This is a genomic window from Microtetraspora malaysiensis, assembly GCF_001528665.1.
GTDB lineage: Bacteria > Actinomycetota > Actinomycetes > Streptosporangiales > Streptosporangiaceae > Microtetraspora_A > Microtetraspora_A malaysiensis.
In genome coordinates this window covers 1-13,699 of the sequence record NZ_BBYJ01000007.1, presented here as the reverse complement: position 1 = coordinate 13,699, position 13,699 = coordinate 1, and the positions used below count along the sequence as shown (strand labels likewise).

At 71.8% G+C, this 13,699-nt stretch carries 15 protein-coding genes; 10 read left to right on the top strand and 5 right to left on the bottom strand.

The window, feature by feature from the left end:
* Positions 1-86: 86 nt before the first annotated feature.
* Positions 87-260, bottom strand: coding sequence for a hypothetical protein (locus tag AWQ71_RS42570; RefSeq protein ID WP_169806527.1), 174 nt, complete (start codon positions 258-260; stop codon positions 87-89).
* 271 nt (positions 261-531) lie between these two features.
* On the opposite strand from AWQ71_RS42570, the gene AWQ71_RS07935 reads away from it, so the two are divergent.
* Both AWQ71_RS07935 and AWQ71_RS07930 read left to right on the top strand, forming a co-directional pair.
* The gene (locus AWQ71_RS07935; RefSeq protein WP_067129125.1) at positions 532-1,353 is read left to right on the top strand and encodes an SURF1 family protein; all 822 of its coding nucleotides are present in this window, start codon (positions 532-534) and stop codon (positions 1,351-1,353) included.
* Between the two features lie 23 nt (positions 1,354-1,376).
* Positions 1,377-1,703 (top strand): DUF3817 domain-containing protein, encoded by a 327-nt coding sequence (locus tag AWQ71_RS07930; RefSeq protein WP_067129122.1) that lies wholly within the window; start codon positions 1,377-1,379, stop codon positions 1,701-1,703.
* Positions 1,704-1,799: 96 nt separating this feature from the next.
* On the opposite strand, the gene AWQ71_RS07925 is transcribed toward AWQ71_RS07930, so the two are convergent.
* The 3 genes from AWQ71_RS07925 to AWQ71_RS07915 all read right to left on the bottom strand — a co-directional run bounded on the left by AWQ71_RS07925 (position 1,800) and on the right by AWQ71_RS07915 (position 3,568).
* Positions 1,800-1,991 carry a tail-anchor membrane protein gene (locus AWQ71_RS07925; RefSeq protein WP_067130278.1) on the bottom strand — a complete coding sequence of 64 codons (192 nt, stop codon included), beginning with the start codon at positions 1,989-1,991 and terminating at the stop codon, positions 1,800-1,802.
* A 69-nt stretch (positions 1,992-2,060) separates the two neighbouring features.
* Positions 2,061-2,660, bottom strand: a complete 600-nt coding sequence (locus AWQ71_RS07920) for a hemerythrin domain-containing protein (RefSeq protein ID WP_067129119.1) — start codon at positions 2,658-2,660, stop codon at positions 2,061-2,063.
* 56 nt (positions 2,661-2,716) lie between these two features.
* A complete protein-coding gene (locus tag AWQ71_RS07915; RefSeq protein WP_067129117.1) occupies positions 2,717-3,568 on the bottom strand; it encodes an arylamine N-acetyltransferase family protein in 852 nt (283 codons plus the stop codon).
* Positions 3,569-3,800: 232 nt separating this feature from the next.
* Here AWQ71_RS07915 and AWQ71_RS07910 point away from each other — a divergent pair, with 232 nt between their 5' ends.
* The 6 genes from AWQ71_RS07910 to AWQ71_RS07885 all read left to right on the top strand — a co-directional run bounded on the left by AWQ71_RS07910 (position 3,801) and on the right by AWQ71_RS07885 (position 12,135).
* A complete protein-coding gene (locus AWQ71_RS07910) occupies positions 3,801-4,490 on the top strand; it encodes a response regulator transcription factor (protein ID WP_067129114.1) in 690 nt (229 codons plus the stop codon).
* Positions 4,487-7,393, top strand: coding sequence for a DUF4153 domain-containing protein (locus tag AWQ71_RS07905; protein WP_067129111.1), 2,907 nt, complete (start codon positions 4,487-4,489; stop codon positions 7,391-7,393). The genes AWQ71_RS07910 and AWQ71_RS07905 overlap by 4 nt, the downstream gene beginning before the upstream one ends.
* 48 nt (positions 7,394-7,441) lie before the next feature.
* The gene (locus AWQ71_RS07900) at positions 7,442-9,037 is read left to right on the top strand and encodes an N-acyl-D-amino-acid deacylase family protein (protein ID WP_067129108.1); all 1,596 of its coding nucleotides are present in this window, start codon (positions 7,442-7,444) and stop codon (positions 9,035-9,037) included.
* A gap of 186 nt (positions 9,038-9,223) precedes the next feature.
* Positions 9,224-10,522, top strand: coding sequence for an alanine racemase (locus AWQ71_RS07895; protein WP_067130275.1), 1,299 nt, complete (start codon positions 9,224-9,226; stop codon positions 10,520-10,522).
* Between the two features lie 22 nt (positions 10,523-10,544).
* Positions 10,545-10,925 (top strand): RidA family protein, encoded by a 381-nt coding sequence (locus AWQ71_RS07890; protein ID WP_067129105.1) that lies wholly within the window; start codon positions 10,545-10,547, stop codon positions 10,923-10,925.
* Position 10,926: 1 nt separating this feature from the next.
* On the top strand, positions 10,927-12,135 hold the full coding sequence (locus AWQ71_RS07885) for a hypothetical protein (RefSeq protein ID WP_067129103.1): 1,209 nt from the start codon (positions 10,927-10,929) through the stop codon (positions 12,133-12,135).
* A gap of 333 nt (positions 12,136-12,468) precedes the next feature.
* Here the strand turns inward: AWQ71_RS07885 and AWQ71_RS41445 are convergent, their stop codons facing one another.
* On the bottom strand, positions 12,469-12,783 hold the full coding sequence (locus AWQ71_RS41445) for an HNH endonuclease signature motif containing protein (RefSeq protein WP_067129100.1): 315 nt from the start codon (positions 12,781-12,783) through the stop codon (positions 12,469-12,471).
* A 201-nt stretch (positions 12,784-12,984) separates the two neighbouring features.
* On the opposite strand from AWQ71_RS41445, the gene AWQ71_RS07875 reads away from it, so the two are divergent.
* Both AWQ71_RS07875 and AWQ71_RS43205 read left to right on the top strand, forming a co-directional pair.
* Positions 12,985-13,398, top strand: a complete 414-nt coding sequence (locus tag AWQ71_RS07875) for a hypothetical protein (protein ID WP_157570243.1) — start codon at positions 12,985-12,987, stop codon at positions 13,396-13,398.
* Positions 13,399-13,429: 31 nt separating this feature from the next.
* Positions 13,430-13,699 (top strand): hypothetical protein (locus tag AWQ71_RS43205; RefSeq protein WP_218001701.1); only part of this gene is annotated, 270 nt, incomplete at its 3' end.

The window sequence follows — 13,699 nt, the reverse complement described above, 5'->3', positions numbered from 1 at the left end:
CGGGCATGCGAAAGCCGCCGACGGGCGCGGTCGTCGGCGGCGGGTACGCGGATGTCCACCGGGCGGAAACGGCCGGCGACGCGGGATCAGGAAAGCAGCAGGTACGCCCCGACGGCGATCGCGGCGACGGCGACGACCCCCACGACGATCCAGATCGGCAGCCGGGAGGGCTGCTCTTTGGCGGCTTCGACTTCCTGCTCCCGGGCGAAGGCGCGGAACGCCTGCGTGTTCTGGGCCGGGTCAATCTGCGGTTCGGACATGAGAGGCACCTTACCGAGATCCTTCGCGTCCAGGGCACCCTTTTGTCGCTTTTCGCGATCGGCGTGGACGCTGATCGAACGCAGTGAACGCACCCCTCCCGACCGCCCTCCCGGCCGTGTTTTCTGCCCGCTTTCGGTCCGTGTTTCTGCCCGCTTTCGGTCCGCGCTTCCTGCCCGTGCGGCTCGGTTGGGCTGCTCGGTTGCGCTGCTCGGTTGTGCCTGCCGGACCACGCGTGCCGGACCGCCGTGGGCGCCGGATAGCGTGTTAACCATGCTCCGCACCCTGTTCTCGCTCCGGCTGGTGGGCCTTCACCTGCTGCTGATCGGAGTGCTGGTCTCCTTCTTCTTTCTGGGACGCTGGCAGCTCGGCGAATTCGAGGCGTCCGGGAGGCCCGTGTCGGCCTCCGACCCCGCGCCCGTCGCCGTCGCCGAACTCGCCCGGCTGGACGGCCACACCGGGTCGGACGTGGCCGGGCGCCTGGTGACCGCCCAGGGAACCTACGACGCCAAGGGGCAACTCCTGGTCGCCGACCGGGAGCCCGATGTCTCGGCGCCGGGCGGGCGGGTCGCGAGCGGGCGCGGCTTCTGGCTCCTCACACCGTTGCGGCTGGCCGACGGGACGGCCGTCCCGATCGTGCGGGGCTGGATCCCCACGGCGACGGATCCGGCGACCGCCGTGCCCGAGGGGACGGTGACGGTCACCGGACGGCTCCGCCCGGCCGAGCAGACCGACGCCGTACAGCGGAGCGGAAACCTGCCCACGGGCCAGGTCGCCACCGTCTCCACCAGCGAGCTGATCAACCTGTGGCCGGACGGCAGGCTGCGCAGCGGGTTCGTCGTGGCGACCGACCCGGCCCCGTCCTCCACCGCCAAGCCGGTCGCGGTGCCTCCTCCCACCGTCGGCGGCGGACTCACCTGGCGCAACCTGGCCTACGCCGCGCAGTGGTGGATCTTCGCGATCTTCGCCGTGTTCATGTGGTACCACCTCGTCCGCGACGCCGTACGCGAGGCGCGGACGGGGGAGCGGTCGCCCGACGGGTCCGGGGCGGCCGGACCGGCGGACGGACCGGCGCCGGTCGCGGATATCGTGTGAGGACAGTTTTCCCAGCAGAGGTAATGATCGTCGTGCAATCAGCGCTCAAGCCGTACCGCGTCATGGCCTACATCGTCGGTGTGATGCTCCTCCTGCTCTGCGCCGCCATGGTGGCGAAGTACGTGTTCGACAACGGCACTTTCGTCGCGGTCGTCGGGCCGGTCCACGGCTTCCTGTACATGGTCTACCTGCTGACCGCGCTCAACCTGGGGCTCAAGGCGCGCTGGCCGGTCGGATACCTGCTGCTGGTGCTGATCTCGGGCACCATCCCGTTCCTGTCGTTCGTCGTGGAGAAGAAGGCCACCCTGCGGGTGAGCCGCGAGATGGAGGCGGCGGCGTCCGCCGCCTGACCTCGTCCGAAACGGCGACGGCGCCCGTGACCTTCGATGGGTCACGGGCGCCGCTGTGTTCTCACCAGGTGCGGCCGCCGGCTCGGCGGGCGTGGGTCAACGCCCGATCTGGCGGCGTCTGATCCGGCGCAGCCGAGCCCGCTGGGACTCGTCGAGCATGAAGTAGGCGACGACCGGCCCGCCAAGAACGCCGATCACGACGAGCCAGGCGATCAGGCTCGGCAGCAACCAGAGCGAGAGCACGGAAACCGCCGCCGCGCCGATGTAGTACTTCCCGAGTGGAGACATTGTCCGGGCCTTTCCGTCCAGAGCGTCGCCAGTGACAACGTCCGCGGACACGGCCGAGTTCCTGGTGGCCTACTTGGTGCTCTCGCCTGTGGTCTTCTTGCTCATCGCCTTGCGGATCACGTCCCGCGCCCTGTCCATGATCGCTACCGGCGGCCCGAGCAGCAGGTTCGCCGCGGCGGACTCGACCCCGGCGTGCGGGTGGGTGGGCGCGAGCGCCTCCGCCGCCTTGACCCCGACGGCCAGCGCCCGGCGCTCGGCCTGGCTCGTCGTGGCCCTCAGCTCGGCGAACTCGTAGCGTTCCTCGGCGGCCGCGTGCGCGAACACCGCGGCCCGCAGGATCTGCAACTGCCGGGAGAACTCGGAAGTAGAGGTGTCCATGCCGTCCATGCGGGACAGCATCTCCTTGGCCTCGCGCTCCTCCTTCAGTCGGCTGTCGATGATCGATTCGCCGTCGACCAGCTTGCGCCGGGCGAACGGGTGCACGATCTCCTCCTCCGCCGTCTCGTGTACGGCCAGCAGGCGAAGCAGTCGCGCGAAGGACTCCGTGCGGGCGTCTCCCTGGCTCCTGTCGACCTCGTCGAACAGGTCCCTGATGAGGCTGTGCTGCCGCAGTAGCAGGTCGATGACGTCGTGTTCACGCATCGTTTCCGGCGTCGTCTGGCGGTCCATGTGCTCCTCCTTCCGGGTCCTGTCTGGGCCTACCCTTCCCTACCAGCCGAAACCTCTCAGGAGGGGTCGTCGCGGTGCAGCCGGCGCTCGTGCGCGGTGTACAGGCGCTGCCAGAGTTTGTCCCGCTCGGCGGCGGACACGTCGTCGAGGGTCATTCCGAAGACGTCGGCCAGCGCCGCGAAATAGTCCTCCGGCCGGTCGAGCGTCGTGGGGGAGCCGGTCTCCGAGCCGATCCGCTTGAGGACGAGCCCGGTCAGGGAGTCGACCCCGGTGGCGTCGCGCCGGGCGATCGCGGCCGCCCGGACGAACCCCGACTCCGGAGACGTCGACAGATGCTCGTGTGACGCGGCGAAGGCGTCCATCCCGGTCGGCTCGGCCCGGAAGTCCATGCCGGTGAAGCTGCACCGATGGTCGTGCTCGAACCGCCAGCCGCCCGGGTCGCTCTCCGACGGGCGCAGACCGTACTGGAAGGGGCCCTGCCCGTAGGTGCCCTCCACCAGAGGGATCGGCTCGTGGATCCCGTCGCCGAGCCCGGCGTCCACGAACCACCGGCCGTCCGGGTTGTCCTCCGACGGCAGGCCGGAGACCACGAGGACGAGATGGTTGCCGTTGGCGCCCGGCGCCTTGTCGGGCGTGTTCTGCACCCCGCCGTAGTGCCGGGTGGCCTGGTACCCCAGCCGTTCGAGCAGCAGGGAGAGGGCGCCGTTGAGGTGGAAGCAGTAGCCGCCCCTCCTCGAGATGATCCGCAGGGCCGACTCCATCGGATCCACCGTCGTCGGGCGGCCCAGCCAGATCTCCAGGTTCTCGTACGGCACGCGCTCGACGTGAGCGCGCTGCAGCCGGAAGAGGCCCTCCACGCTGGGCGGCGTGTCGTTCAGCCCCAGCCGCCGGAGATATCGCTCAATCACCGGCTCACGGTATATGGGGGCACCGCGGGCCGTTCCGCAGACCACGGCGGCCACCGAACGGGATCACACCAGAGGAGATCAGAAGTACCACGCGGGGTGGCTGGAGTACGCCGCGGAAAGCGAGACGCGGTCATCGGTCCGGCGCCGGGGAACCCCGGCCCATCTCATCTGTGCACCGGATCTGCACATTCGACTCTGATCTCTCTGCACACGGCGGTCCTAGGCTGCCGCCATGGGTCCCTCACAGCATCGGCGCGTCCTCGTGGTGGAGGACGACGAGACGATCGCGACAGCCGTACGGAACCGGCTCACCGCCGAGGGCTTCGACGTGCGCGTCGTACACGACGGTGAGGCCGCGCTGGCGGCGTACGGCCGGGCGGAGCCCGATGTGGTGGTGCTGGACCGCCTGCTGCCCGGTCTGGACGGTCTGGAGGTGTGCCGCCGCATCCAGGCGGCCCGGCCGGTCCCCGTCCTCATGCTGACCGCGCTGGGCGAGGAGACCGACGTCCTGGTGGGACTCGGCGTGGGCGCGGACGACTACCTCACCAAGCCGTTCAGCATGCGCGAGCTCGTCGCGCGGATCCACGCGCTACTCCGCCGGGTGGCGCGGGCGGCCGTTCTCGCCCACGAGGACGCGGTCATCCGGGTCGGCGAGGTGGAGATCAACACGGCCGAGCGGCGGGTGTTCGTGCGCGGGGCCGAGGCACAGCTCACCCGGACCGAGTTCGACCTGCTCAGAAGGCTCGCCGAGCGTCCCGGCCAGGTCTTCGAGCGGGAGCGGCTCCTGTCGGACATCTGGGGGTTCTCCGAGGCCGCGGCCACCCGGACCGTGGACAGCCACGTCCGCGCCCTGCGCCGCAAGCTCGGCCCCCAGGTCGTCCGTACGGTCCACGGCGTCGGATACGCGCTGGTCCGGCCATGAGGCCACTCGACTTCCTCGGCCGGATCAAGGTCAAGCTCGGCATCGTGATCGTGCTCGCGGTGGTCGCCGCGTTCGTGGTCAACGAGGTCGGCATCAACTCCGGACTGTCGCGGAACGTCAGGATCGCCATCGCGGTCGTCCTCGCGTTGATCATGGTCCAGCTCCTCGCCCGGGGGATGACCAAGCCGCTCCGTGAAATGGCCGCGGCCGCCCAGACGATCGCCAAAGGCCGGTACGGCATGCGCGTCTCGGCCACGTCCAGGGACGAGGTCGGCGAGCTGGCCCGGGCCTTCAACGCGATGGCCGCCGATCTGGGCGAGGTCGACCGGCAGCGGCGCGAGCTCGTCGCCAACGTCAGCCATGAGCTGCGCACCCCCATCACCGGGCTGCAGGCCGTGCTGGAGAACGTCGTTGACGGCGTCTCGGCCCCCGACGTCGACACCCTGGGCACCGCGCTCGCCCAGACGCAGCGGCTCGGCCGCCTGGTCGCCCAGCTTCTCGACCTGTCGCGCCTCGACTCCGGCGCTCGGCTGATCGAGCCGGAGACGCTCGACCTGGTGTCGCTGTGCCGCCAGGCGGTCGGCGAGGCGGCGCTCGCCCGCGACGACGTCACCGTGGAGAGCGATGTCCCGTCCGGCACCCGGCTGGTCGCCGACCCCGGCCTCCTCGCCCAGGTGCTCGCCAACCTGCTCGACAACGCCGTACGGCACAGCCCGCCCGGCGGGACGGTCCGGCTGTCAGCGCACCCGTCCGGCGCGGACGTCGAGATCGCGGTCGTAGACGAGGGGCCCGGGATCCCCGCCTCGGAACGCGCCCGGGTCTTCGAACGGTTCTCGCGTCTGGACGCGGGCCGGGCCGCCGACGCGGGAGGCGCCGGGCTCGGCCTCGCGATAGCCAAGGAGATCGTCGAACTGCACGGCGGCCGGATCCGGATCGGGGACGGCCCCGGATGCCGCATGATCGTCGGACTGTCCGGTCTGGCTTCTCCGATGGAGTGCTCGCTGCAGGCGGCGTTGGAGACGTCGCCGATGTCCAGGGCGCCCATCACCGAGTCGCCCGTGCTCGGGACGGCCGAGGTCGAGCCGCCGGGAGCTGAATCTCCGGGGGCTGAGTCGCCGGAAGCTGAGTCGCCGGAAGCTGAGTCGCCGGGACCGGACATGACGGGATCGGACGCCGCTGGATCCGAGGCGGTCCGGGCCGCGGTTCCGGGGGCTCGGGTGCCGGGATCCGACGCGGCCGACGCCGGGCCGACTGGGCATGAGGCGGCAGGCACCCGGGACCACGCGGCGGATCTGGAGACCATCCTGGGCACGACATCACCCGGCGCGACCACGTCCGAGGATGTGGGCTCGGAGGAGGTGCCTGATCCCGCAGGCTCGCCGCCTCCCCAGCCGCCCGCGTACGTGCCGCCGTCGCTGTTCCCCAGGCCCGAGCTGCCGGAGGCGCCGCGATGGATGCTCCCCGCGGCGGCGGCGGGCGGTCTGATCGCGGCCGTGGCCATGCCGTACGCGCCGCTGGGGGCGGGGGTCGTGGCGGGGGCGGTGAGCCTCGGGGTGGCCACGCTGCTCGCGCTGCTCCCCGTGGTGCGGCGGCGGTTGACCCCATGGACGGTGGGGTTCGGCCTGCTCGCCTACGCGCTGGTGTCCGTGGCGATGTTCCGGGACGCCGACTGGCTGGTGACGCCGTCGCTGCTCGCGGGCTTCGGCGCCGCCTCGCTCGCGGTGTCCGGCGCCGGGACGGGCTGGCTGGGGGTGATCCGGGGCGGGCTGTCGGTGCTCCTCACGCTGCCGCCGCTGCCGTGGTTCCTCTCCGCGCCGATGAAACGGCTGTTCAAGGGCCGATGGCTGCTCTCCGGGCTGGCGAGCGCCGGCCTCACGGTCGTGCTCCTCGGGGTGTTCGGGCTGCTGTTCAGCTCGGCCGACGCGGTGTTCTCCACCTTCGCGCGGGAATTGCTGCGGGCCCCCGACTGGGCGGCGGACCTGCCGTACCGGACCGTCCTGTTCGTGGTGTTCGGGCTGCTCGTGGTGGCGGCGGTCCTGGTCGGCCTGCGGCCCGTCGTCGAGCCGGAACCCCCGAACCTGCGGGCCCCGGTCAGCCGCATGGTCTGGGTGGTGCCGCTGGTCGGGCTCAACCTGCTGTTCGCGTCGTTCGTCGCGGTACAGGTCACCGTCCTGTTCGGCGGGAACCGGCGGGTCCTCTCCACGGCCGGTCTCACCTACGCCGAGTATGCACGGTCGGGGTTCTTCGAGCTGGTGACGGTGAGTGTCTTCGTCCTGGGCGTCGTCGCCGCCGCGGTCGTCTTCCTCCACCTCAGGGGCGCCGCCGACCGGTGGCTGCTCGCCGGGCTGCTCGGGCCGCTGTGCGTGTTCACGCTGGTCGTCCTGGCGTCGGCGCTGCATCGCCTGGACCTCTACATCAGCGCGTACGGCGTGACCCGGCTGCGGGCCATCGTCGAGGCGACGCTGTGGTGGCTGGCCGCGGTGTTCGTGCTCGTCCTGGCGGCGGGCGCGGTACGGCTCGCGCGGCACGGGACGGCATGGTTCTCCCGCACGTTCGTGCTCGTCACCGGCTTGTCACTGCTGGCCTTCGCCGGGTGGAACCCCGAGGCGCGGGTGGCCGAGACCCAGCTCTCCGTACGCGGGGTGCACCGGCTGGACCACGACTATCTGGCCGGTCTCGGTGCGGAGGCCGTACCCGCACTGGACCGACTGCCCGAGCCGGTCAGGAGCTGCGTGCTGCGGGACGTGGTCGCGGCGAACCGCCTCGACCGGCCCGACCCGTGGAACGGCTGGAACCTCGCCAGAGAACGGGCGCGCGACGTGCTGCGCCGGCACCCGGTCCGCGCGGACGCCGAGTGCCCGGATCCTGCCGACGGGTTCGCTTCCGGACGCCCCGCCTCCTAGGGAGCAGCTAAGGGCCGATTCGCCGGGAAAGTGATTGAATCGGGCATTGTGAATCTTGATGTGCTGATCATCGGCGGCTGGGTGGTCGACGGGACGGGAGCGCCTCCCTTCCGGGCCGATGTCGGCATCGCGGACGGGCGGATCGCCGTCGTGGGCCCGTCGCGTCCCCCGGTCACCCAGAGCCCGCCCGGAGAGCCGGGAGCCGACCCGGCGGGCGAGACCCGCGCCGCCGCCGTCATCGACGCGACCGGCCGGTACGTGCTGCCCGGGCTGGTCGACTGCCACGCCCACGGCGACGCCGTCGTCCTCGACCCGGAGATCCAGCTCGCGGCGCTGCGGCAGGGGGTGACCACGTTCGTCCTCGGGCAGGACGGGCTGTCGTACGCACCGACCACGACCAAGGCCGGGTTCGACTACGCGAGCCGCTACTTCGCCGCCGTCAACGGGGGCCATCCGGGTGTGGACGGGCCGGTCACCGTCGCCGAGCTGCTCGACGGCTACGATCGCGCGACCGCCGTGAACACCGCGTACCTGCTGCCGCACGGCACCATCCGGTTCGACGTCATGGGTGCGGCGGAGCGAGCCCCCGACGCGGCCGAGCTGCGGGCCATGCGGGAACGCGTCGAGCGGGGGCTGTCCGAGGGCGCCGCCGGTCTGTCGTCCGGCCTGGAGTACGCCCCCGGCCGGTACGCGGACGCGGCCGAGCTGGCGCACCTGTGCGAGCCGCTGGGCGGCCTGCCGTACGTGACCCACATGAGGGGCTACGGCGCGTCGGCGGCGACGGGCATGGCGGAAGCGGCCGAGATCGGCACCCGCGCCGGCGCGCCGGTGCACATCTCGCACTACCACGGCCCGGCGGGCACCCTTCTCCCGCTGCTCGACGAGGCGCGGCGACGGGACGTGGACCTGAGCTTCGACACCTATCCGTACCTGCGGAGCAGCACCATCCTCGCGATGGTGTTGCTGCCGCCCTGGGTGCCCGCGGCCGACCCCGACCGCGCCGTGGCCGCCCTGCGCGCCGAGCCGGAACGGCTGGCGCGGGACTGGGCCGGGTTCGCCGATGTGTGGGGGCGGATCACGCTGTCCCACGCGCCCGGTTTCGAGTGGGCGGAAGGCTTGACTCTGCCCGACGCCGCCGGACGGCACGGCATGGAGCCGGCCGAGTTCGCCCGGACACTCCTGATCGAGACCCGGCTCGAAGCGGGCTGCGTGGCGGCCCGGCCGGACGAGGGCCCCGAGGGTGAGGCGTCGATCCGCGCGATCCTGCGCGACCCCGGACACACCGGCGGTTCCGACGGCATCTATGTGGGCGGTCATCCGCATCCGCGGGGGTTCGGAGCGTTCGCCCGCTATCTCGGCAGGCATGTCCGCGAGCTCGGCGATCTCACGTGGGAGCAGGCCACCGTCCACCTCGCGTCGCACCCCGCCCGTCGTTTCCGCCTGCCGGACCGCGGACTCCTGCGACGCGGCCAGGTCGCCGACGTGATCGTGGTCGATCCGCTGCGCGTCGCCGACACCGCGACGTACGAGAACCCGCGCTCCCTGGCGGTCGGCGTCGACGACGTGCTGGTTTCCGGCGTACCGGTGCTGGCGGGGGGACGGCTGACCGGCGCCACACCTGGCCGCGCGCTGCGACCCGCCTGATGAAGCCGCCGGTCCAGTACGATCCACCCAGGTGGTCTATACCGGGACAAGGGGGACGACGTGCGCATCGCGGATGGTGACGTCGGCGGCCTCGGTCCGGACCCGATCACCGATCAGGCCGACGCCGCCGGTCAACCGGCGGGCTCCGGCCCCGTACCCGGTTCTGTCCGCGACGACGCGGCCGATGTGGTGATCGACTGGAGCACGCGCGGCTTCCTGCACACCGGCGAGCCGGTCACCGCGCGTGAGTTCGTCGCGGCGCGGCACTCCCTGTTCGACGGATCCTTCACCTGGCCGGTGATGGCCGTGAAGCGGTCGGCGCTCGACCACAACATCGCCACGCTCGCCGCCTTCACCCGCGCCCACGGGATCGCGTTCGCGCCGCACGGCAAGACCACGATGGCTCCGGCGATCTTCCGGGCGCAGCTTGACGCCGGCGCCTGGGGGATCAGCGCCGCGACGCCCGGACAGGCGCTCGTCTATCGCCGCCTCGGCGTGCCGCGCGTGCTGCTGGCCAACGAGATCGTCGACCGGGCCGCGCTGCGCCTGCTGGCCGGCGAAGTGGAGCGGGGGCTGGAGTTCCTCTGCTACGCCGATTCCGTCGAGGGGGTGCGGATCCTCTCCGAGTCCGCCGGGGCGGTGCCGTTCCGGGTTCTGGTCGAGCTGGGCCACACCGGCGGGCGGACCGGCTGCCGCAGCCTCGCCGAGCTGCTGGCCGTCGCCGACGCCGTACGGACGTCTCCCGGTGTGGAGCTGGCCGGCGTGGCCAGCTACGAGGGCACCCGCTCCGGGCCGGACGAGGTGCGGCAGATCCTCCGCGAGCTGCGCGCCGCCGCCGAGGCCGTCGCACCGCACGTTCTTTCGGGCGTCCTTTCGGGCGTCTCGCCTTCGGATGTCTCGCCGGGCGTCTCCTCGGGTGCCACCGGGCGGCCGGGCGCCTCCCCGGTCACGGCCGGGCGGCTGGTCGTCTCCGCGGGAGGGAGCGCGTGGTTCGACCTGGTCGCCGAGGAGCTGGCCCCTTTGGCGCGGCCCCGGGAGGAGGGCGGGCTCGACGCGCTGGTGCTGCTGCGGAGCGGAGCCTACGTCGCCCACGACGACGGCTTCTACCGCGAGGTCACGCCGTACAACCGGATCGAGGGCCGGCTGCTGCCCGCCCTGGAGGCCTGGGCGCAGGTGCTGTCCGTGCCCGAGCCCGGTCTCGCGCTGCTCGGGATGGGCAAGAGGGACGTTCCGTACGACATCGACCTGCCGGCGGTACGGACCGTGAACGGCGAGACGGCCGGGTGGCTGGAGCAGGCGCGGGTCGTCAAGGTCCAGGACCAGCACACCTACCTTCGGTTCCCGCCGGGGGAGGAGCGGATCCGGCCGGGAGACCTGGTGTCGTTCGGCCTGTCGCACCCCTGCACCGCGTTCGACAAGTGGCGGATCATCCCGGTAGTTGACGACGATTATGTCGTCATTGATGTGATCAAAACGTATTTCTAGCGACGTCCAGGAGTTGGGTGACATGAAGCGGGAGATCCGTACGGCTGAGGGTGCCGCGCCCGTCGGCGCGTACTCGCAGGGGCTCGTCGTCGGCGACTTCCTCTACACCTCTGGCATGGGGCCGCTCGACCCGGAGACCGGAGAGGTCGTGGGTGACGACGTGGCGGCGCAGACGCACCGCACCATGCAGAACCTCGGCGCGGTGCTCGCCGCCGAGGGGCTGACCTTCGACGACGTCGTCAAGGCCACCGTTCATCTGCAGAACGTGAAAGAGGACTTCGCCGCCTACAACGAGGTCTACAAGTCGTACTTCACCCCGCCCTATCCGGTGCGTACGACCGTCGGCTCCGACCTGATGGACATCCTGGTCGAGATCGACTTCGTGGCCTACAAGGGCCGTTGACGTGGACAGCTCGCTTTACGTCTTCGTCGAGGACCTGCGCGGCGAGGGAGTGGACGAGGTCCTCGACCGGGTGGCCGGATACGGCGCCCAGGGAGTGACGATCGCCGCCGCCTATCACCGGGCGCGGGATGTCACCCCGCATGGCGCCTCCCGCGTGACGCTCCGACGGGACGGCGTCCACTTCCCCCCGCCCGACGACCTCTTCGCCGGGCTGCGCCTGACTCCCCCCGTGCAGGAGGGCGCCGACGAGGAACCCCTCGCCGATCTGCGCCGCGCCTGCGCCGAGCGCGGCCTCAAGATGCACGCCTGGACGATCTTCCTGCACAACACCACGCTGGGGCTGGCCTCCCCGGACGTCACCGTCCAGAACTGCTTCGGCGACCGGGGATCCCCCGCCGACCTCTGCCCGGCCCACCCGGACGTCCGCGCGTACGCGGTGGCGCTGGGCCGCGCGGCGGCCCGGCAGGGTGTGGACAGCGTGGTCGCGGAGGCCCTGCACTTCGGCACCTTCGGCCACGGCTACCACCACGAGCGGTGCTTCGTGGCACTCGGGCCGATGGACGCGTTCCTCTTCGGGCTGTGCTTCTGCGACCACTGCATGCGCCGGGCCACGGACCTCGGAGTGAACGCCGAGGTCGCCCGCGAGGAGTGCTCACGCATCGTCGGCGGCGTCCTGGACGGCGACCCGCCCGCCCAGGGCGAGGTGACCCGTGCCGCGCTGACCGCCTACGCCGGCCCCGAGGTCGTCGCGTACGCCAGGGCGCGCTCCGAGACGGTGACGTCGCTGGTCGCCGAGGTGTCCGCGGCCGTGACCGCGGAAGGCGCGCGGCTGACCTTCATGGACGCGACCGGCGCCTGCAAGGGCTACGCCGACGGCCTGCCCTCCGCCGGCCTCGCGGCCCACGACGCCTGGCAGCTCGGCGTGGACCTGGTCGCCCTCGGAGACATCGTGCCGTCCTTCGCCGTGCTCGCCTACGCCAGGGACGCCGCCCGCGTGGCCGACGACATCGCCGCCTACCAGCGGTCGGTGGGCAAAGACCGGGAACTGCGCGCCGTCCTGCGGCCGGGGTCGCCCGACACCGACTCCGAGGACCGGCTCGCCGCCAAGGTCCGCGCGGCCAAGGCGGCCGGCGCCGAGGCGGTGGACTTCTACGCCTACGGCCTGGCCCCCTTCGACGTCCTCGGTCGCATCCCGGGAGCACTCGGCTGACATCACGCGTCCCTCCCGGTGCCTTCGCCGGTCGCCCAGTCCGCGGGTAGAGCTCGGCCGCTCGGTCGTGAGCTGGGTAGAGCGCCCGGTCACCCAGTCCGCTGGTAGGGCCAGGTCGCCCGGTCGTGAGCTTCCTGGCGCCGTGACCGGTCGGTGGCCCGGGGTACGGCTGGCGACGGAGTGGGCTACTTGGCAGCCTGCGGTGGCGGCACGCGTGGGCTGGTGTCGCCGTGGGTGCCGCTACCGGGTCCGCCCCGATGCCGGGCAGCAAGGCTCGCAGCCCGGGCAGTGATCTGCCAGGCATCTGCTCGGTGATTGGCCAGCCTCTGATCATCATTGGCGGGTCCTGGTTCGGGGGCTGATGTAGGTGAAGCCCCAGCGGTTCTTGCCGGCGGGGTGGAGTTGGTAGTGGGCGGGGTTGCGGTAGCGGTCGCGGTTGTGGAACTGGCAGGTGGGTCCGAGGTTGTCCAAGTCGGTGGTGCCGCCGTCGGACCAGTTGGTGATGTGGTCGATCTGGCAGAGGTGGGCGGGCATGGGGCAGTGGTCGACCATGCATCGGGTGTAGCGGGTGAGGATGGCGCGGCGTTGTCGTCGGGTGGCGCGGCGGGCGGTGCGTCCGACGTCGAGGACGCAGCCGTCGGCGTCCATGACCAGGCGGGTGAGGCCGGAGGTCTGGGCGAGACGGTGAATGTCGGTGACGGGCAGAAGCTGTCCGGTGGCCAGCAGCAGCCCGGGCAGCGTGCGTCCTGAGATGAGCCCGCCGGGCGTCGCCCAGTCCGCACCCCGCCCCCGCCCCCGTCCCCGTCCCTGGCTCTGTGCCTGTTCCTGGCCGCGTGCGTGTCCCGGTGCTTGTTTGCGCTGTTCGCCATCGCGGGCAGGCCGATCGTTCGGCCTATCGGCCCGGGTGCCCTGGCCGCCCGTTCCCTGACCGCGCTCCGCTCTCTGACCGCGTCCGTCCGCGTCGCGCCCAGCGCTCCGACCATGCTGCCCGCCGTCGCGAGTGCCCTGGCCAGGTGCTTCCTGGCCACGTCCGTCCGCGTCGCGCCGAGCGCCTTCATCTCGCCGCCCGTCGTCGTGAGTTTCCCGGCGATGCCCTGCGTCGCGACCAGTGCTCTGGTCGGGTCGCCCGTTGCTGCGGGCGCCCTGCTCGCGGCTCGTGTCGTCTTGATCGCTGTGGCCGAGCCGCTCATTGTCCCGGGCAGGGCGATCACGCCGCACGCCATCGTGAGCGCTGCCTTCCGGCGAGCCGGACGCGTCGGCTGACGAAGAGGCAGACGCCTGCCCGCCCGAGAAGGTGGACGTTCCGGCCGGTGTGGAGTCGGACACCTCGCTGCGCGAAGGGTCGGACGCCTTCGGCCGCGAAGCCGTGGGCGTTCCCGCTGATGAGAAGCCGGACGTCTCGCCCGGTGAAGAAGCGGGAGGGTCATCGGGAAGGGACTCGGCGTTGATCAACACCAGCAACTCGGTACCGATCTGCTGCTCCAACAACGCGATCAACACATCCGCGTTCCGCACCCGAAGCGGCCGCTCATCCCCCACCACCCGCGGCTTCGCATACGCATCC